This is a genomic window from Mycobacterium sp. E1715, assembly GCF_001667625.1.
Classification (GTDB): Bacteria; Actinomycetota; Actinomycetes; order Mycobacteriales; family Mycobacteriaceae; genus Mycobacterium.
The window spans coordinates 1-19,385 of sequence record NZ_LZJJ01000037.1 but is presented as its reverse complement, the minus strand read 5'-3'; the positions used below and the strand labels follow the sequence as shown (position 1 = coordinate 19,385).

General features: G+C 66.8%; 17 protein-coding genes. 8 read left to right on the top strand and 9 right to left on the bottom strand.

Going from position 1 to position 19,385, the window contains the following annotated elements; all coding sequences use genetic code 11:
- Together A9X03_RS02160 and A9X03_RS02155 are read left to right on the top strand one after the other, a co-directional pair.
- Positions 1–1,416, top strand: a 1,416-nt coding sequence (locus A9X03_RS02160) for a DHA2 family efflux MFS transporter permease subunit (protein ID WP_068259447.1), incomplete at its 5' end; no start/stop codon positions are given.
- 201 nt (positions 1,417–1,617) lie between these two features.
- Positions 1,618–3,231 (top strand): DHA2 family efflux MFS transporter permease subunit, encoded by a 1,614-nt coding sequence (locus tag A9X03_RS02155; protein ID WP_067751848.1) that lies wholly within the window; start codon positions 1,618–1,620, stop codon positions 3,229–3,231.
- 43 nt (positions 3,232–3,274) lie between these two features.
- Here A9X03_RS02155 and A9X03_RS02150 read toward each other — a convergent pair whose 3' ends face one another.
- Positions 3,275–5,395 carry a S9 family peptidase gene (locus tag A9X03_RS02150; protein WP_068259442.1) on the bottom strand — a complete coding sequence of 707 codons (2,121 nt, stop codon included), beginning with the start codon at positions 5,393–5,395 and terminating at the stop codon, positions 3,275–3,277.
- Positions 5,392–6,279: a phosphoribosylaminoimidazolesuccinocarboxamide synthase gene (locus A9X03_RS02145; protein WP_068259439.1), complete on the bottom strand. Its 888-nt coding sequence runs from the start codon at positions 6,277–6,279 to the stop codon at positions 5,392–5,394. Before A9X03_RS02145 ends, A9X03_RS02150 begins: the two co-directional genes overlap by 4 nt.
- A 64-nt stretch (positions 6,280–6,343) precedes the next feature.
- On the opposite strand from A9X03_RS02145, the gene A9X03_RS02140 reads away from it, so the two are divergent.
- Positions 6,344–6,964: a hypothetical protein gene (locus A9X03_RS02140; RefSeq protein WP_067751857.1), complete on the top strand. Its 621-nt coding sequence runs from the start codon at positions 6,344–6,346 to the stop codon at positions 6,962–6,964.
- Here A9X03_RS02140 and A9X03_RS02135 read toward each other — a convergent pair.
- From A9X03_RS02135 to purB, 3 genes are read right to left on the bottom strand one after another with little or no spacing between them, the layout of a single operon-like run.
- Positions 6,929–7,948, bottom strand: coding sequence for a tellurite resistance/C4-dicarboxylate transporter family protein (locus A9X03_RS02135; RefSeq protein WP_067888767.1), 1,020 nt, complete (start codon positions 7,946–7,948; stop codon positions 6,929–6,931). The genes A9X03_RS02140 and A9X03_RS02135 overlap by 36 nt on opposite strands.
- The gene (locus tag A9X03_RS02130; RefSeq protein WP_067751861.1) at positions 7,945–9,192 is read right to left on the bottom strand and encodes a cytochrome P450; all 1,248 of its coding nucleotides are present in this window, start codon (positions 9,190–9,192) and stop codon (positions 7,945–7,947) included. The genes A9X03_RS02135 and A9X03_RS02130 overlap by 4 nt, the downstream gene beginning before the upstream one ends.
- Positions 9,189–10,607, bottom strand: coding sequence for an adenylosuccinate lyase (gene purB / locus A9X03_RS02125; RefSeq protein ID WP_067751864.1), 1,419 nt, complete (start codon positions 10,605–10,607; stop codon positions 9,189–9,191). The genes A9X03_RS02130 and purB overlap by 4 nt, the downstream gene beginning before the upstream one ends.
- A 229-nt stretch (positions 10,608–10,836) precedes the next feature.
- On the opposite strand from purB, the gene A9X03_RS02120 reads away from it, so the two are divergent.
- Complete coding sequence (locus tag A9X03_RS02120; protein WP_068259436.1) at positions 10,837–11,583, top strand: DUF429 domain-containing protein; 747 nt, start codon at positions 10,837–10,839, stop codon at positions 11,581–11,583.
- Here the strand turns inward: A9X03_RS02120 and A9X03_RS02115 are convergent.
- Complete coding sequence (locus A9X03_RS02115) at positions 11,517–12,179, bottom strand: TetR/AcrR family transcriptional regulator (RefSeq protein ID WP_068259433.1); 663 nt, start codon at positions 12,177–12,179, stop codon at positions 11,517–11,519. The genes A9X03_RS02120 and A9X03_RS02115 overlap by 67 nt on opposite strands.
- Before the next feature lie 73 nt (positions 12,180–12,252).
- Between A9X03_RS02115 and A9X03_RS02110 the strand changes: the two genes are divergently transcribed.
- Together A9X03_RS02110 and ggt are read left to right on the top strand one after the other, a co-directional pair.
- Positions 12,253–13,170 (top strand): alpha/beta hydrolase-fold protein, encoded by a 918-nt coding sequence (locus tag A9X03_RS02110; protein ID WP_068259430.1) that lies wholly within the window; start codon positions 12,253–12,255, stop codon positions 13,168–13,170.
- A gap of 172 nt (positions 13,171–13,342) precedes the next feature.
- Entirely contained in the window at positions 13,343–14,926 is a 1,584-nt protein-coding gene (ggt, locus tag A9X03_RS02105) for a gamma-glutamyltransferase (protein ID WP_068015054.1), read from the top strand.
- Here the strand turns inward: ggt and purD are convergent.
- Both purD and A9X03_RS02095 read right to left on the bottom strand, forming a co-directional pair.
- Positions 14,920–16,191, bottom strand: coding sequence for a phosphoribosylamine--glycine ligase (gene purD, locus A9X03_RS02100; protein ID WP_067779486.1), 1,272 nt, complete (start codon positions 16,189–16,191; stop codon positions 14,920–14,922). The genes ggt and purD overlap by 7 nt on opposite strands.
- A gap of 50 nt (positions 16,192–16,241) precedes the next feature.
- Positions 16,242–16,673: a MarR family winged helix-turn-helix transcriptional regulator gene (locus A9X03_RS02095; RefSeq protein WP_067779483.1), complete on the bottom strand. Its 432-nt coding sequence runs from the start codon at positions 16,671–16,673 to the stop codon at positions 16,242–16,244.
- Between the two features lie 49 nt (positions 16,674–16,722).
- Between A9X03_RS02095 and A9X03_RS02090 the strand changes: the two genes are divergently transcribed.
- Positions 16,723–17,817 (top strand): aldo/keto reductase, encoded by a 1,095-nt coding sequence (locus A9X03_RS02090; RefSeq protein ID WP_156670294.1) that lies wholly within the window; start codon positions 16,723–16,725, stop codon positions 17,815–17,817.
- A gap of 7 nt (positions 17,818–17,824) precedes the next feature.
- Here A9X03_RS02090 and A9X03_RS02085 read toward each other — a convergent pair whose 3' ends face one another.
- Entirely contained in the window at positions 17,825–19,033 is a 1,209-nt protein-coding gene (locus A9X03_RS02085) for a serine hydrolase domain-containing protein (protein WP_082974404.1), read from the bottom strand.
- A 153-nt stretch (positions 19,034–19,186) separates the two neighbouring features.
- Between A9X03_RS02085 and A9X03_RS02080 the strand changes: the two genes are divergently transcribed.
- Positions 19,187–19,385, top strand: a 199-nt coding sequence (locus A9X03_RS02080; RefSeq protein ID WP_197498922.1) for a hypothetical protein, incomplete at its 3' end; no start/stop codon positions are given.

Below are 19,385 nucleotides of genomic sequence, written 5' to 3'. Positions count from 1 at the left end.
TTCATCGACCAATTCGGGTCTTCCCAGGCCGTCGTCGCGTGGACTATGACCGGCTACACGTTGGCGTTGGCGACGGTCATACCGATCACCGGGTGGGCAGCCGACCGGTTCGGCACCAAACGGCTTTTCCTGGGCTCCGTGCTGGCCTTCACGTTGGGCTCGCTACTGTGTGCGTTGGCAGCAAACATGTTGCAGCTCATTGTTTTTCGGGTGGCCCAGGGGATCGGCGGCGGCATGCTGTTGCCCCTGAGTTTCATGATCTTGACCCGCGAAGCGGGCCCGCGGCGGCTGGGTCGGCTGATGTCGATCCTGAGCATCCCGATGCTGCTCGCGCCGATCGGTGGCCCGATCCTGGGCGGCTGGCTCATCGACACTTCGAGCTGGCGGTGGATCTTCTTGATCAACCTGCCGATCGGACTCGTCACCATCGCGCTCGGGGCGATCATTTTCCCCCGGGACCACCCGTCGCGTTCGGAAACCTTCGACGTCGTCGGGGTGCTGCTGCTGTCACCCGGCCTGGCCACGTTCCTGTTCGCGGTGTCGTCGATCCCGCGATGCGGCACCGTCGCCGACCGCCACGTGCTCATACCGGCCACCATCGGCCTGGCCTTGATCGCCGGGTTCGTCGCGCACGCGTGGCGGCGCGCCGATCATCCCCTCATCGATCTGCGGTTGTTTCGTAACCCGGTGCTCACCCACGCCAACGTGACGATGGTGGTATTCGCCGGCGCCTTCTTCGGGGCCGGCCTGCTGCTGCCGAGTTATTTCCAGCAGGTGCTGCATCAGACGCCGATGCAGGCGGGCCTGCGCATGATCCCCCAGGGACTCGGCGCCATGCTGACCATGCGTCTGACCGGGCCATTGGTGGACCGACGGGGGCCCGGCAAGATCGTGCTGGTCGGTATCGGGCTGATCACCGCCGGTCTGGGCACGTTCGCCGTTGGCGTGGCCAGGCAGGCGGACTACTGGCCCACGCTGCTGATCGGCCTCACAATCATGGGCCTCGGGATGGGCTGCACCATGATGCCGTTGTCTGTCGCCGCGGTGCAGGCGCTCACCCTGCACCAGATCGCCCGGGGCACGACGCTGATGAGCGTCAGCCATCAGGTGGGCGGATCGGTGGGCACGGCTTTGATGTCGATGATCCTGACCAATCAGTTCAATCGGAGCGAGAACATCGTCGCCGCGAACAAACTCGCGGCGTTGCAGCAGCAAGCCGCTGTCAGCGGGGTGCCAGTGAACCAGTCCGCGATACCGCCTCAGGCGCTGAATGCCGGCTTTTGGGACAACGTGGTGCACGACCTTTCCCGCGCCTATACGGCGGTATTTGTGATAGCCGTGGTGTTGGTGGCGTTCACGTTCATTCCGGCGTCTTTTCTGCCAAAAAAGCCGGCGAGCCAAACGGTGGGCCATTAGCAGGCATGACAGCGGCACCCGGGTGCACGTGGCTGGTCGGTTAAAACCCCAGGCAGTAGCCATGGTGCGACGCCATCCCGGGTCCAGTTCACGGGCCTGGGTATGGTGGTGAGCTGATATCGAACCAAGCCCAAACGGCAGATTAAGACGGGGGCCGAAGCAAACGTCTGAAAGGGTCCGCGTGAGGGTACGGGTACAGATATGCTCGGCAACGCCATGCAGAAGGCCGATTCCGTGACGTCCGACCCCCCGGTGCCGCGTGCCGCCACCGGGCAACCAAACGCGGATGAGCGTCAGTATCCCGACAAGTTAGACGCCGCACTCTTCCGTGTCGCGGCCGTCTGTGGGATGGCCACGATCATGGCGCTGCTCGATACCACCGTGGTCAGCGTGGCGCAACGCACCTTCGCCGCACAGTTCGGATCCACCCTCGCGGTCGTGTCGTGGACCATGGCGGGCTACATGCTGGCGTTGGCAACCGTGATTCCCGTCACTGGTTGGGCGGTCGATCGATTCGGCACCAAACGACTCTTCATGGGTGCGGTTTTTGTCTTCACACTGGGCTCCTTGCTGTGCGCGATGGCGCCGAACATCTTGGCGCTCATCGTGTTCCGGGTGATACAGGGGCTCGGCGGCGGTATGCTCATGCCGCTGAGTTCGATGATCCTGACCCGCGAGGCCGGCCCCCAACGACTTGGTCGCCTGATAGCGATCGGTGGGATTCCGCTGGTGCTTGCGCCAATTGGCGCGCCCATCCTGGGCGGCTGGGTGATTGACACCTACGGCTGGGAGTGGATCTTCCTGATCAACCTGCCCATCGGGATCACCACCATTGTCCTTGCGGCGATCCTATTTCCGAGAGATCGTCCTGAGCCGAGCGAAGCACTCGACTTCACAGGCGCGCTGCTGCTGTCGCCGGGGGTTGCGATTTTCCTGTGCGGGGTGTCGTCCATTCCCGGACGCCATACAGTAGCCGACCGCTATGTCCTGATACCGGTGATCATTGGCCTTGCCCTGATTACCGCGTTCGTACTACACGCCTGGTATCGCACCGATCACCCGCTCATCGACTTGAGGTTGTTGAAGAACCGCGTAGTCACGCAGGCCAACCTGACCCTGCTGGTTTTCACCGTCGGCTACGTCGGCGCCGGGCTCACGCTGCCTAGCTACTTCCAGCTGGTAATGAACGAAACCCCGATGCAGTCTGCGATGCGCCTTGTCCCACAGGCGCTGGGAGCCGCGTTGACCATGCCGCTCGCCGGCATCTATGCGGATAAGCGCGGCCCCGGCAAAGTCGTGTTGATAGGCCTTCCGCTGATAGCGGCTGGCCTGGGCATTTTTGCCTATGGAGTGGCCAGGCATGCCGACTACATGCCTACGCTGCTGGTCGGCTTGACGATCATGGGGCTGGGCATCGGCTGCACCACCGCCCCGCTGGGCGCTGCGGTGGTCCAGGCTCTTGCTCCGCAACAGATCGCCCGGGGTACGACCCTGGTCAGCGTCAACCTCGAGGTGAGTAGCTCAATCGGAGCCGCCCTGATGGCGGTCATCGTGACAACCCAGATCAGCCGCAACGACATCATCGCCGGAAAGGCGGCATCGTTGCCGTCAAACGCCGGCGGGCACGGGCCGTCGGCTGATGCCTCGGGAGCAGCGCACCAGGCTCTGCCACCCGACGTCGCGAGCGCTCTGTTGAACAACCTCACGCACGCGTACACGACGGTCTTCGTGCTGGCGGTCGCGCTGGTGGCCTTCACCATCATCCCTGCGGCTTTCCTACCGAAGCGTGCGCCGGTCCGACCGACCGACGACTAGGCCGTCGACCGCCGAACGACATCGGCGTGACGGGACCGCACGACTAGCCTTGGTCGGCGTTGGCGGCGGCCAATAGCCAGGCGTATTGGAAAGCGGTCTCCTGCCACGCCTTGTAGCGACCGCTGACTCCGCCGTGTCCGGCGTTCATCTGCGTCTTCAGCAGGATTGGACTGCCGTTGGCGTTGGCGTGCCGCAGTGCCGCCACCCACTTGGCGGGCTCCACGTAGTAGACCCTGGTGTCGTTCAGGGAAGTCATCGCCAGGATGGCGGGATACCGCTTGGCTTCGACGTTTTCATACGGCGAATAAGACTTCATGTATGAGTAGACGTCCTTGTCCTGCAACGGGTTTCCCCATTCGTCCCACTCGGTGACGGTGAGCGGCAAGGAAGGATCGAGGATGGTGGTGAGCGGGTCGACGAACGGGACCTGCGCGAGAATTCCGGCGAAGAGTTCCGGCGCCAGGTTGGCGACCGCCCCCATCAGCAGGCCGCCCGCGCTGCCACCCAGGGCCACAAGCTGACGCGGCCGAGTGACACCCGTGTCGACCAAATGCCTTGCCGCCGCTACGAAGTCGGTAAAAGTGTTTTTCTTCTCCAGCAGCTTGCCATGCTCGTACCACGGGCGGCCCATTTCACCGCCCCCGCGGACGTGGGCGATGGCGAACACCATGCCCCGGTCCAGCAGCGACAGCCGAGCAATGGAAAAGCTGGGGTCGGTGCATATCTCGTAGGCACCGTAGCCGTACAGCAAAGCCGGTGCGGGAAATTCGATACCGGTGCGGTGCACGATGGACACGGGGATGCGGGTGCCGTCGTCGGCGATCGCCCAGTCGCGCCGCTCCACGTAGTCGGCGGTGCGGTAACCGCCGAGCACGGGTTGTTCGCGCAGCAGCGTGCGTTCACCGGTGGCGAAGTCGATGTCGTATACCCGTGCCGGGACGACCAGCGACCCTGCCCTGATCCGCAGCTTGGGCGCACGCCAGTTAGGGTTGCCGGCAAGACCGGCCGACATCAGCTCGGAGTCGAACGAAATCTCCTCAGGTTCGCCATATTCCCCGCCGGCGGCGATGTCCCACACCTGGAGCCGGGGCAACGCCTCCCGCCGGTAGCTGACCACCAGATGGCCGGCGAAGGCGTCGACGCCGTCGAGCCGCACGTCGTCGCGGTGCGGGATGAGCGTGCGCTGCTGGGCCGGGTCGCTGACCGGCGCCTCGGTCAGGGTGAAGTTGACCGCGTCCTCGTTGTGCAGAATCAGGAACCGGTCTTGGCCGCCGACCACCGCGTGTTCGACCGCGTACTCGATGCCTTCGCGCCGTGGCAGCACCAAGGTGAACGGGGCATGCGGATCCGCGGCGTCCGCGTACCGGTACTCAGAGGTGATCGAGGACCCCGATGCGATGAAGACGTAGGCCTCGCTACGAGTCAGCCCGACGCCGAGCCAAAACCGTTCGTCGGCCTCGTGATACACCAGTTCCGAAGGTTCGCCGGAGCCCACGCGGTAGCGCCACACCTTATCGGGGCGGTGGGCCGCATCCAGGGTCAGGTAGTACACCGTGTGGTTGTCTGCCGCCCAGGTCGCGCCCGCCCCGATGTCGGCGATCTCGTCCGGATACAGCTCGCCCGTGCGCAAGTCCTTGAAGCGCAGCGTATAACGTTCGTCGCCGACGGTGTCGACGGAGTACGCCAGGAGGTTCCCGTCCAGGCTGACGGTGGCTGCACCGAGCGCGAAGAATTCGTGGCCCTGCGCCTCGGTGTTCGAGTCGAGCAGGATCTGCTCGCCGGGCACTTCGGTGTTCTCTTCCAGGATCGGCGGATCCCAGTCATCGGGATTGCTTATCGGGCAACGACATTGAACCCGGTATTGCTTCCCCTCAAAGGTACGGGCGTAGTACCACCAGTCCCCCTGCCGAGTCGGGACCGACAGATCGGTCTCCTTGGTACGTGCCTTGATCTCGGCAAAGATCTTCTGCCGCAACGGTTCGAGATCTGCCGTCATCATGTCGACGTACTCGTTTTCCGACTCGAGGTAGGCGATGACTTCGGGGTCGGACTTGTCGCGCAGCCATTCATAAGGATCGATGAAGACGTCCCCGTGATGCTCACGCCGGGTCTGCTGCCGCTTTGCGACAGGCGGCACGGGGGCTGCGGCCGAAGTCTCCGTCACGCGCCGATCCAGTCGCCAAAGCTCAAGCCGGAAATCCGTTCATAGGCGTCGATATAACGGCCGCGGGTGGCGTCGATGATTTCGTCGGGCAGCGGTGGTGGCGGTTGCGAGCCGTGGCGGTCCCAGCCCGACTCGGGGCTGGTGAGCCAGTTGCGGACGAACTGCTTGTCGAAGCTCGTCTGCACCACCCCAACCCGGTAGTCCTCGGCCGGCCAGTAGCGTGAGGAGTCCGGCGTGAAGATCTCGTCGGCCAGCAGCAGGTTACCGTCGTGGTCGGTGCCGAATTCAAACTTGGTGTCGGCGATGATGATTCCCTTCGTCAGGGCGTGATCGGCAGCCTGCACATAGGTTTGCAGCGTGCGGTCGCGCAACTGGTTGGCGCGGACCCCGCCCACCAAATCGATCACCCTGTCGAACGAGATGTTCTCGTCGTGGTCGCCCAGCGCGGCCTTTGTGGCCGGGGTGAACAGCGGCTCGGAGAACTTGCTGGCCTCGACCAGGCCGGGTGGCAGCGTGATGCCGCAGACCTTCCCGGTCGCCTGATAGTCCAGCAGTCCGGACCCGGTGAGGTAGCCACGCGCCACGCACTCCACCGGCAGCATCTCCAGCCGCCGCACCACCAGGGCGCGGCCCAGGACGTCCTCGGGGATGCGTGGGTCATCCGGTGGACCGACCAGGTGGTTGGGCGCGTCGACCAGACCGAAGAAGAAGACGCTCATCGCGGTCAGGATCCGGCCTTTGTCCGGGATCGTGCTGTCGAGGACGTAGTCGTACGCCGAGATCCGGTCGGTCGCGACGAGCAACAGATGTTCCTCGTCGACGGAAAAGATCTCGCGGACCTTTCCGCTGGCCAGGTGCTGGTACTCGGACAGTGCGGGGCGCATCGGGTCAGCCTAACGGGCACCCGAAGGGGGGTCGCGTGTCGGGAGCTGTGCTGGGATCGAGAGTATGACCCCGCGGTTCTTGCCCTACTCCACCCGACCGGGCCGGCTGATGGCCCAACTGCTCAGCGACTTCGCCGTCGTTATGTGGACCGCTATCTGGCTGTTCGTCGGCCTGGCGGTTTACGACGCCGTATCCACCATCGCCGAGGCCGGCCGGCAGGTCGAGAGTGGCGCGCATGGCATCGCCGGAAACCTGGCGTCGGCCGGCCATGGTGCTCAGCACATCCCCTTGGTGGGTGACGCGGTCAGCCAGCCGCTGAACTCCGCCAGCCAGGCCGCGCTTGATCTGGCCGGCGCGGGCCATGACCTGGACTCGACGGCCAGCTGGCTTGCGGTCTTGCTGGCCATGGCCATCGCGGCTGTCCCGATCCTCGTCGCGGACGTGCCGTGGCTTCTCCTGCGGCTGCGGTTCTTTCGACGGAAATTGACGGTCACGGCCCTGGCCGCCACCCCGGCCGGCGAGCAACTCCTTGCCCTGCGGGCGTTGACGAACCGGCCGCCGGGCAAGCTCGCCGCTGTCAGCGCGGATCCGGTCGGTGGGTGGCGACGGGAGGATCCGCTCACCATCCGCGCCCTGGCCGCACTCGAATTACGGGCGGCCGGCATCTCGATTGGCGGCCGATAGCAGCGCGTGGCCGAGCAGCAGCAGCCCGGCCACGACCACAACGAGCCACGCCGCCAGGGCATCCCAGAAGAAGACCAGCGACACCGTCAGCAGCGATCGCTGCCCGATTTCGGCCGCCATGGCGTAGCTGGCCGCGGAATACATGCCCAGCGGGAACACGAATGCCCACCAGACGCCGGCGAACCGCAGCATGTTGGGCCGCCGGCTGATCCGGTGCAGACCGAAGTAGATCAGCGGCGGTATCCATAGGGTGGCCATCGCCCAGGTCACGACGGTCACGATACGCACGGGTGCGGCCAGCCAGGTGGGCGCCAGGGAGTGGATGTTGTCGCCGGCCAGGGTCGCAATCGCCATGCCGCCCATCAAGATCCAGGTGTCCGGCTCGAATCCGTCCCGGTCCTGTCGCTCATTGACGACCCGCCACAGGATCAGCCAGGTCATCAGAGCGTAGATGACGATGGCGGCCGCCCAGACAGCCACGGCCACCGCCAGCCACCAGCGCTCACCGGTCTGATAGGCCGCGCGGGCGATCACGATCGCCAACCCTGAGGTCCCCACGCTGCCCAGTTCCCACGCCCCATGGGCATCGTCTCGCAGCGCAACCCACCGGAGCGCGAACATGTTCCGCGCGCTCACTACGAGCAGCACCAGCCAGGAGCACAGCCCCACCGCGCCGAGCACCCGCAGCACCCACACGTTGGCCGACAAGCGGGTGTCGATCACCGCGCAAGCGGCGACGAAGGTGAAGAGCCGAAGGGTGACATCGGGGTCACTGAGGTCCCAGCGCAACGTCCGCCGCCTGCCGACAGCCGTTGTGCCCACCAGGGCGATCAGAAACACCAGCCCCAGCGAGGCAATGACGCCCAGTGCGTCGCTGATCCAGTTGTAGTTGTGGTTGCGCGCGGCGATCGACAGGATTCCGGTCGCCATCACCGCGGCGAAGACGTCCGGTGTCGGCTCGACACCGGCGCCTCGGACCCTCACCGCTCCTCGAGGAGTTCCACGATCAGGTGCCGGATGCCGGTGTGCCGATTGCTGCGAGCCCATTCGACCGGCCGGACGACCCGCACTGCGCCGAACCGGGAGAACAGCTCCTCGTAGAGCACGCGCAGTTCCAGCCGGGCCAGATTGGCGCCCAGGCAGTAGTGCACGCCTTGACCGAACCCCAAGTGCGGATTGGGCTTTCGGGTGATGTCGAATTCATCGGCGCGATCGAATGCGCCGGGGTCGCGGTTCGCCGAGCCCTCCCAGACCTGGACCTTTTGGCCGGCTTGGATCGACTGGCCGCCGAGCGTGACATCGCGCGTGGCGGTGCGTCGTTTGGACGGCGACGGCGACGTCCACCGCACGATCTCCTCGACGGCGGTCGGCAGCGCGTCGAGATCCGCACGCAGGGCGCGCAATTGCTCCGGGTGACTGGCCAGCGCCAGCAGGCCGCCGGCGACCGCGTTGCGCGTCGTCTCCGCGCCGGCGCTGAACAACAGGCTGAAGAACAGGTAGAGCTCGAGGTCCGAGAGCGACGGCGCGTCCAGGTCGTCGACCGTCGCGTTCGCGACGACCGACAGCATGTCGTCGGTCGGCTCCGCCCGCTTCGCGGCGATCAGCTGCTGACCGTAGTCGTACATCCGCGACCCGGCCTCCTCGACCGACAGCTGAGAAAGGGACGCCTTGCGCGAACCGCCGAAATCGAACTGCGGCTCGATGGCCTCGAACAGCCAATGCCGTTCGGACTCGGGCACTCCCAGCAGAATGCAGATCATCTGCATCGGCAATTCGGCGGCGATGTCGACCAGGAAGTCGAACGGTTCGCCGGGCACCACAGCATCGAGCAAGCGGCGCGCCCGCGCCCGCAGATCGTCCTCGACCAGCCGGATCATTCGCGGCGTCAGCCCGGAGCTGACGAGTCTCCGAATCTGTGAGTGGCGCGGGTCGTCCATCATGTTGAGCACCTGGCCGGCGATCGCCAGATCCTGCAGGAGCGTGCCGCCGTACGGGCGCCCGCCGCCGGTGACCGAGGAGTATGTCGTCGGTTCCTTCAGCACCTCAAGGGTTTCCGCGTACGTGGCGACGGACCAGAAGCCCTCGCCGTCGGGCGTGTTGTCGGTCGGCTCGTGCCAATACACCGGCGCCTCGCGGCGGTGGATGGCGAACAGGTCGTGCGGAAATCCGTCGGCGAAGTTGTCCAGATCGGTGAAGTCGATCCCCGCGAGCGCGCCGGCGAGGGTCACAGGATCGCGCCCGGAGCGTATTTGGCGGCGTCCGGGTAGCGGCTCACCAACGCGTCCACCAGCGCGGCGACCTCGTCCACCTGATCGCCGGCGGCGCCGATGAACGCCTTCTTGTCAGCCAGCGCGGCGTCCAGCGCGGCCCGGTCCAGCGGCAGCCGCTCGTCGGCGGCCAACCGATCCAGCAGATCGGGCTCCGCGCCGCGTTCCCGCATCGCCAGCGCCGTCGCGACCGCATGTTCGCGGATCACGTGATGCGCGGCCTCGCGGCCCATGCCGGCGCGGACCGCGGCGATGAGCACCTTGGTGGTGGCCAAGAACGGCAGGTAGCGGTCCAGCTCGCGGGCGATCACCGCCGGGTAGGCGCCGAACTCGTCGAGCACCGTCAGGAAGGTCTCGATCTGTCCGTCAATGGCAAAGAAGCTGTCCGGCAACGCAACCCGGCGCACCACCGAGCAGAACACGTCACCTTCGTTCCACTGGGCGCCCGCCAGCTCGGCGGCCATCGAGGCGTAGCCGCGCAACACGACCTGCAGCCCGTTGACCCGCTCACAACTTCGGGTGTTCATCTTGTGCGGCATCGCCGACGACCCCACCTGTCCCGGCGCGAACCCCTCGGTGACGAGCTCGTGCCCGGCCATCAGCCGGATGGTGTGGGCCATCGACGACGGCCCGGCGCCCAGCTGCACCAGAGCCGAGAGCACGTCGTGGTCCAGCGAACGCGGATAGACCTGGCCCACGCTGGTCAAAACGCTTGCGAAGCCGAGGAATTCGGCCACCCGTCGCTCCAGTTCGGCCAGCTTGGCAGCGTCGCCGTCCAGCAGGTCCAGCATGTCCTGGGCAGTGCCCATCGGACCCTTGATGCCGCGCAGCGGGTACCGGTCGATCAACTCGCGCAGTCGGGTCAGCGCGATCAGCGTCTCTTGCGCGGCAGAGGCGAACCGCTTGCCCAGCGTGGTGGCCTGCGCGGCGACGTTGTGGCTGCGTCCGGTCATCACCAGATCGCGGTAGGCCACCGCCCGCTCGGCGAGTCGCGCCGCCACCGCGACGCCGTGGGAGAACACCAGCTCCAGCGACCGCCGGATCTGGAGCTGCTCCACGTTCTCGGTCAGGTCGCGGCTGGTCATCCCCTTGTGCACGTGCTCGTGGCCGGCCAGCGCGTTGAATTCCTCGATCCGGGCCTTGACGTCGTGGCGCAGCGCCCGCTCGCGGTCGGCGATCGAGGCCAGATCGACGTCCTCGAGCACCCGCTCGTAGTCGGCGATCGCGTCCTGCGGGACGTCGACACCCAGCTCCGCCTGCGCCCGCAGCACCGCCAGCCACAGCCGGCGTTCCGCGACGACCTTGGCCTCCGGCGACCAGATCGCGACCATTTCCGCGCTGGCGTACCGGGTGGCCAGGACATTCGGAATGCTCACAGACATAGAGCTTACGATCGGCCCGTCCCGCCAGCCGGGTTGCGGTCACATTGGCCACACCAGCCTCCGTCGCGGCCCGGCCCACCGAGTGCCCGCCTCCGAGCGACAACAAGCGGCGATCGCCCACCGCCGGCCGAATTGTCGCTGCGAGGCGGGCACCTCGACCGATCCTCCCGAGGCGGTGACCCCTGTGGCCCGTGTGACGGGCTGCGGCCCCATACTGGGCGGGATGTACTTCGCCGGTGTCGATCTGGCCTGGGCCGGGCGCAACCCGACGGGGGTGGCGGTCGTCGACGCCGGAGGCCACCTCGTGCACATCGGCGCCGCAGGCGACGACGTCACCGTGCTCGCCGCGTTGTCGCCATACGTGCGTGGACATTGCGTCGTCGCCTTCGACGCGCCGCTGGTGGTGACGAACCCGACCGGCCAGCGTCCCGCCGAAGCGGCGCTCAACCGCGACTTCCGCAGGTTCGAAGCCGGCGCCCATCCGGCCAACACCGCGAAACCGGAGTTCGCCGACGGACCGCGCGCGGCCCGATTGGCCAACGCACTCGGACTGGACATGGACCCGCGCTCGTCGGCGCCGCGCCGCGCCATCGAGGTCTATCCGCATCCGGCGACGGTGGTGCTGTTCCGGTTGGCGCGAACGCTCAAGTACAAGGCCAAGCCCGGCCGCGACGTCGACCAGCTCAGATCCGAGCTGCTCCTGCTGATGGACGGCATCGAGAGGCTTGCGCACGCCGCGGTGCCGTTAGAGGTGATGGGCCACGACGATTGGGGCCGGCTACGCGGGGGCGTAACCACCGCCCGGCGCAAGAGTGAGCTGCGCCGCGCCGAGGATCCGATCGACGCCGTCGTGTGCGCCTACGTGGCCTTGTACGCACAACGCCGCCCGGCGGATGTGACGATCTACGGCGACTTCGCCACCGGGTACATCGTGACGCCATCGCTGCCCGCCGACCGCACGGGCCGCTGATCGATCGGCGCCAGCACGTCGATGAGGTCGACCACCGTACCCAGCGCCGCCGCGCGAGGATCGCGACCTTCGACCAAGGCTGAGACCACGGAACCGTCGACCGCACAGATCAGCGTGCACACCAGCTCGATGTGCACCGTCCGGCCCGATCGCTCGACGGCCTCGGCCACGGCCTCGGCGCGCTGCCGCAGACTGCGACGCATGGTCTCGCGCAGCGCGGGCAGGCGGGTGCAGGCGATGTGCCGCTCGTAGCGCGAGATCAATTGGTCGCTGAGTCCCGGGCTGGACACGTCGCCGACGAGCAGGTCGACCAACACCTCGGCGATGGTTTCGGGACCGCGACGCCGACGGGAAAGTGCGGTAACCCGCGACCGCAGCTGCGCAACCTCGATCATCGCGATGTGTTCGACGGCGCGCGCAATCAAATCGTCAAGGGACGAGAAGTAATACGTCGTCGACGCCAACGGGAGTCCGGCGCGCCGAGCGACAGCGCGGTGCCGCACGGCCTCGAAACCGCCCTCGGCAAGCAGCTCGGCGGCGGCGCTGACGAGCGCATACCGTCGACGTTCTCCCTTGGGAGTAACTGCTGCCGTCACGAGTAGCCATCGTGCCAGTCAAAGTGGTACTGCATTGCCATTTCCGCCAAACGGCCCGCTAAACGAACATGGCATGATGGCCCGCATGTCCGACCTGAGCCGCCGCGCCCTGCTGGGCCTCGGAGCCAGCGCGGCCGCGGGCGCAGCCGGCACTTATGCCCTCGACATCCTGTTCACGCCCCGACCGTCCCAGGCCATGCCGCTGTCGCCCGCGGGCACCCAGGCGCCGCTGGCGCCGCCACCTCCTCCGCCTCTCGAACCGGCGCCGCCGGGTCAGGCCGCGCCCACCATGGTGACCGGTTCCTTCGTTTCGGCGGCACGCGGCGGAATCAACACCAACTGGGCCATCGCGCGTCCGCCCGGCCAGACCAAGGCCCTGCGACCAGTGATCGCGCTGCACGGCAAAGGCAGTGATGCGTCGACCGTGATGGCCGGCGGCGTCGAACAAGGTCTGGCGCAGGCCGTCAACGCGGGGCTGCCGCCCTTTGCGGTGGTTGCCGTGGACGGCGGGGGCAGCTATTGGCACAAGCGGGCCTCCGGCGAGGACAGCGGGGCCATGGTGCTCGACGAGCTCATACCCATGCTGGGCACCCAGGGCCTGGACACCTCCCGGGTGGCGTTCCTGGGCTGGTCGATGGGCGGCTACGGCGCGTTGCTGCTCGGCGGCCGGCTGGGTCCCGCGCGCACAGCGGCCATTTGCGCGGTCAGTCCCGCACTTTGGCTGTCCTCCGGCGCGGCTGCCCCCGGCGCGTTCGACGGGTCCGACGACTTCGCGGCGAACTCGGTGTTCGGAATGCCGGCGCTGGCGTCGATTCCCATTCGGGTCGATTGCGGTGACAGCGATCCGTTCTACGGTGCCACCAAGCAGTTCATCGCTCAACTGCCCCATCCGCCGGCGGGCGGCTTCTCACCCGGCGGGCACAACGCGGAGTTCTGGAGTTCGCAACTGCCGGCCGAGCTCACCTGGATGGCGCCGCTGTTGACGGCCTGAGGCCGGTTGTCGTGGGCCCGCGTCACGTCAGTCACTGCCGCACCAGCAGACGGGCCGTCGGCGAATCGCGAATGAAATATCGCATGCGCTATCAAATTCGGGACGAGCGCAATGCCTTTCGCAGGCGGGACTTCCGTTGGGTCCGCTCGATACCTCGTGCGACGATCGCAAGGTGACCGCACCATTCGACTGGGATCTCCCTTACGCCTGGCCGCGAAAGCCCATCCTGGCGGAGAACGTTGTGTGCACGTCACAACCGCTGGCCGCCCAAGCGGGCCTTCGGATGCTGGCCGAGGGCGGAAGCGCGGTGGACGCGGCCGTCGCCACCGCCATCGCCCTGACGATCGTGGAGCCGGTATCCAACGGCATCGGCTCGGACGCCTTCGCCATCGTCTGGGACGGCCGGCGATTGCACGGGCTGAACGCGTCGGGCCGCTCGCCCGCGGCCTGGACCCCGGAATACTTCGGCGGCAAGGCCGTTCCGGCGCTCGGCTGGAACGCGGTGACCGTGCCCGGCGCGGTGTCGGCGTGGACGGAACTACATGACCGGTTCGGCAGGCTTCCGTTCGAAAGGCTCTTTGAGCCCGCAATCGACTACGCGCGCAAGGGTTTCCTGGTCTCGCCCACGGTTGCCGACCAGTGGGCGGCCCAAGTGCCACTCTTCGAAAAGCAGCCCGGTTTCGCCGAGGCGTTCATGCCAGCCGGGCGGGCACCGAAACCCGGCGAGGTGTTCAGGTTTCCCGAGCAGGCCGCCACGCTGGAGAAGATCGCCGCGACCAACGGTGAGGCGTTCTACCGCGGGGAGCTGGCCGAGCGACTCGAGGCGCACGCGCTTGCCAACGGCGGCGTGATGCGGACCAGCGACCTGACGGCTCACCGAGCCGACTGGGTGGGCACCATCAGCGGAACCTACCGCGGGTACACCGTTCACGAGATCCCGCCCAATGGGCAGGGCATCGTGGCGCTGATCGCGCTCGGGATCCTCCAGCACTTCGACATGTCTTCGCTGCCAGTCGATTCGGCCGAGAGTTTGCACCTGCAAATCGAAGCGCTCAAGCTGGCGTTTGCGGACGCGCAGGCATACGTCTGCGACATCGACCACATGCGGGTCCCGCCAGAGCACCTGTTGGACGCGGAGTATCTGAGGCAGCGGGCCGGCCTGATCGACCGCCGTCAGGCGAAGCCGGCGTCGGCGGGCACTCCCCGCGGCGGCACCGTGTACCTCACCGCCGCCGATGCTGCGGGGATGATGGTGTCGATGATCCAGTCGAACTACATGGGATTCGGGTCTGGGGTGGTGGTGCCGGGAACCGGCGTCTCGTTGCAGAACCGCGGAGCGGGTTTCGTTGCGGATCAAGGTCATCCGAATCAGGTCGGGCCGAATAAGCGACCCTTCCAGACGATCATCCCGGGCTTCGTCACCAAGGACGGCGCGCCGATGATGAGCTTCGGAGTGATGGGCGGGCCGATGCAGCCCCAGGGGCAGGTGCAGGTCGTGGTCCGCATCGCCGACTATGGCCAAAATCCGCAGGCGGCTTGCGACGGTCCCCGGTTTCGCTGGGTGCAGGGCATGCAGATCAGCTGCGAACCGGGATTTCCCACGTCGACCCTCGACGGATTGCGTCGCCGCGGGCACGACCTGCTCGGGGTCGACGACTACAACCAGTTCGGCAGCTGCCAGGCGATCTGGCGGCTCAACGGCGGATATCTCGCCGTCAGCGATCCCCGCCGAGACGGCCAAGCCGCGGGTTACTGAACGCTGATCTTGCCTTCAGCGGCCAGCAGCGCGATATCACCACGAAAGTGGCTGCCGGGCAGTCGAATCGACCCCATCAGCTCATACGCCTGCGCACGCGCGGCGGCAAGGTCGGGGCCGGTGCCCACCACCGACAGCACCCGACCGCCCGAGGAGACGACCTCTCCGTCGTCGCGGCGCGCCGTACCCGCGTGCAGCACTCCCTCGGTTTCCGAGCCCGCGACCACGTCGCCGACGCGGGGACGGCCGGGATAGTTCTCGGCCGCCAATACCACCGTGACGGCCGCACCCTGCTCCCAGCGCAACTCACCGAAGTCGGCGAGCTTGCCGGTACCCGCGGCGTACAGCAGCTGGCCGAGCGGTGAACCCAACAACGCCAGCACAGCCTGGGTCTCGGGATCACCGAAACGGCAGTTGAATTCGACCACCGCCGGTCCCTTGCCGGTGATCGCCAGCCCGACGTACAGCAAACCGCAGAATGGGCAGCCCCGCCGAACCATCTCAGCCGCAACGGGTTCGACGATGTTGGTGACGATGTCGCGGTACAGGTCGTCGGGAAGCCACGGCACCGGCGCATAGGCACCCATGCCGCCGGTGTTGGGGCCGGTGTCGCCGTCGCCGACACGCTTGAAGTCCTGCGCGGGCAGCAGCGGCACCACGGTTTCACCGTCGACGACGCAGAACAGCGACACCTCGGGCCCGTCCAGGAACGACTCGAGCAGCACCGGGTGCCCCGCCTCGAGCAGCCCGGCGGCGTGCGCGCGCGCGACACCGCGATCCGCGGTCACCACGACGCCCTTGCCGGCGGCCAGCCGGTCGTCCTTGACCACCCAGGCCGGGTCGCCCGCAGGAGGCCCGAACCGGTCCAGTGCGGCATCCAAATGGGCGGGGCTGTCAACGGTTTCGCTGGTCGCGGTGCGCACGCCGGCAGCGGCCATGACCTCCTTGGCGAACGCCTTGGACCCTTCGATGCGCGCGGCGTCCTTACTGGGCCCGAAGCAGACGATGCCGGCCGTTCGCAGGGCGTCGGCCACGCCCAACACCAGCGGGACCTCCGGGCCGATGACCACCAGGTCGGCCCGGACCTCCCGCGCCAGGGCGACGACGTCGGAACCCGACGTGATGTCCACGTCGTGCTGCTCGGCGACCCGGGCGGTGCCGGCGTTGCCGGGGGCGACAAACAGCTCCGTGACCTGCGGGTCTTTCCGAAGCGCCAGCAGCAGCGCATGCTCACGGGCACCCGAACCGATCACCAGGACTCGCACGACACGTCAGACTAGCCGGGGCAAACGCCAAACGCCTACGGCACCCGCGTTCACAGAATCTTTTCGAGCAGATTTTTGAGGTCTTTCCGCTGCGCGACGGTGAGGCGTCCGAGACGCTTGTCGAACTCCGCGGACAGCAGCGCCAGCCCGTCCGTGGCGGCTTTGCGCCCGGCCGGGGTGAGTAAGAGCCGATGGCGCCGCAGGTCGCTGGCGTCGATCTGGCGCCGCACGAAGCCCGCGGCCTCAAGCCGTTTGAGGTAAACCGTGATCGTCGCCTTGGGCATGCTCAACGCCGCAGCGAGTTCGGCCGGATAGGGGTGCTCGTCGATCTCCGCAAGCAGGAAGAGCTCCTTGGATTCGAGCCCCAGCGCGCAGATGTCGGCCTCGGCGCACGAGATGACCGACAGCAGCACCCGATAGTTCAACGACCAGATCTTGGCCGCGTCGACCGCTGGCACCGACTTGCCAGATCGTTCAGACATAAACTAGTTTAGGAATGAACAAACACATAATCGAACAATTTACCAGAAAGTGGCCACCATGCCTCTGGATCAGTACGTGACACTCGGACGCTCCGGCCTGCGCGTCAGCCCCCTGTGTCTGGGCGCCATGACATTCGGCGAGGACCTCGGCTGGGGCACCAGTGTCGAGGAGTCTCAACAGATCATCGATCGATACACCGACCTCGGTGGCAACTTCATCGACACGGCCAACTTCTACACCCGAAGCCACTCCGAGAAGATCATCGGTGACCACATCGGGCGCGACGCCGGTCGCCGCGATCGCCTGGTGATCGCGACCAAGTTCAGCGGCAACCTGTATCCGGGAGATCCCAACGGCGGCGGCTCGGGCCGCAAGTCGCTGATCAACGCCTGCGAAAACTCGCTGCGGCGTCTGCAAACCGACTACATCGACCTGTACTGGCTGCACATCTGGGATGCCAACACACCCATCGACGAGACGATGGCGGCGCTCGACGATCTCGTCCGCGCCGGCAAGGTCCGCTACATCGGCGTCTCGGACACCCCGGCGTGGAAGATCGCCCAGGCCAACCTCATCGCCCGGTTCCGCGGCTGGTCGAGCTTCGTCGGCCTGCAGGTCGAGTACTCACTGCTGGAGCGCTCCATCGAACAGGAACTGGTTCCGATGGCGTCCGAATTCGGCCTCGGCATCACACCGTGGTCGCCGCTCAAGGGCGGCGCGCTGAGCGGCAAGTACACCCGGGCCAGCGCCGGCCGGCAGGACTCCGGCCGCGGCGCGATGGTCGACGCCTTCCTCGACGACAAGACCTACGCCGTTGTCGACGAACTCGAGCTCATCGCCAAGGCCCACCAGACGAACGTCGCCAGCGTGGCGCTGGCCTGGGTGCGCGCGCAGCCTGGCGTCTCGTCCGTCATCATCGGGGCGCGCAGGCTCTCGCAGCTCAACGACAACGTCCTCGCCGTCGACGTGGGCCTCGGCGCCGACGAACTGGCGCGGCTCGACGAGCTGACCAAGCCGAAGTTCGGGTTTCCGAACAACATGCTGGAGATGGCGCCGGGCATTCTCAACGGCGGGACGTCGGTCAACGGCGTCTCCGGACCGATTTCCGAGTACGTGATGCCCGAAGGCGGGCGGCCATACTGATTGACCGTCAGCCGAGTGCCTCATAGATGAGCCGGGTGTATTTCCGCGTCCGATCGGTTCCGCCCGATGTGACTTGTCCCATCTTGTTCATCACATAGGCGAACGTGGTGCGGCGGTCGACGTTCATCACCACCATGGAGCCGCCCCAACCGCCCCAGTAGCAGGTCCTCTCGTCGGGGATGTCGGGCACCGCCTCCGGATGGGGGAGGGCAAACCCGATGCCCCACCGTGCCGGCATGGCCAGCACCAGATCGGTGCCGTTGGCCTGCTCCTCGAAGATCAGGTCGATGGTGTCGGGTCGCAGGAACCGTACGCCATTAATCTTGCCGCCCAACGAAATCGGGGACAGGGCGCGGACCAGCGAACGCGCGTTGGCGTGTCCGTTGGCCGATCCGATCTCAGCTCGGCGCCACGCCGTCGTCTCGGCTGCCAGCGCGGTCTCCGCGGCGGGCGGGATCGCGGCGAACGTCTTATACATCGGATGGTCATGGGGGACCGCGTCGAGCGGCACGTCCAGCGGAGGCGGCGGGACCAGTTCGGCGATTCTGTGGTCGTCTTCGGGCCGGGCGCCGATCTGCAGGTCAGCGCCGAGCGGCTCGGCGATCTCCTGTCGCACAAAGTGTTTCAGAGTCATGCCGGTGGTTCGGCGGACCAGTTCGCCGACGAGGTGCCCAATGGTCACCGCGTGGTATCCCGACGCGGTGCCGGGTGGCCACCACGGCGCCTGGGCGGCAAGCTGAGAAGTGGCTTTTTCCCAGTCGTAGACGTCCTCCAGGGCGAAGGGGGGCTCCCAGCCGGACATCCCGGAGGTGTGGCTGAGGATGTGGCGCACCTCGATGTCCTGCTTGCCGCTCGCGGCGAACTCGGGCCAGTACTTTGCGACCGGGGCGAACGGGTCGAGCAGGCCGCGGTCGATCAGCATCAGCGCCGCCAGCGCGGTCACGTTCTTGGTGCTGGAAAAAACGTTGACGATGGTGTTTTCCGACCATTCGCGGGTTCTGGCCCTGTCGGCATGCCCGCCCCAGATGTCCACGACGACGTCGCCGCCGACATCGATGGCGATCGCGGCGCCGAGTTCGCCGCCGGTGCTGACTTCGTCGGCCAGCGCGGCGACGAGATCCCCGAAACGGCTGTCGTAGTGGCCGTGCAGCACGCCCGTCGTGAAGTTGGCGTCGATCGAGTCGCGGTTGCCGGCAAGACCGGTCTGGCTGTTCATCTGTACCTCCTTGAGTCCGAGGAACCAAGTGTGCGATGACGGCCGGCGAAGAACATTGGTCAAGGCGCGTAGATCCTCCGCGGACGCGGCCGAGCGGACGTATAGGCCATTCTGCTGATGTTTGCCGCGTCTGATCGACGCACGCTGGCTAACATGACTGAGACCGAGCGGTGCGCGGACACGCTGCGTTTGAACTGGAGCGATTTGGGGTTGAGCGAGCTCCCGACGGGAACCGTGACGTTGCTGCTGGCCGACGTCGAGGGCTCGACGCGGTTATGGCAGACCCAGCCCGATGAAATGCGCGCCGCCGTCACGCGGCTGGACCAGGCGGTGTCGGACCTGGTGACCGAGC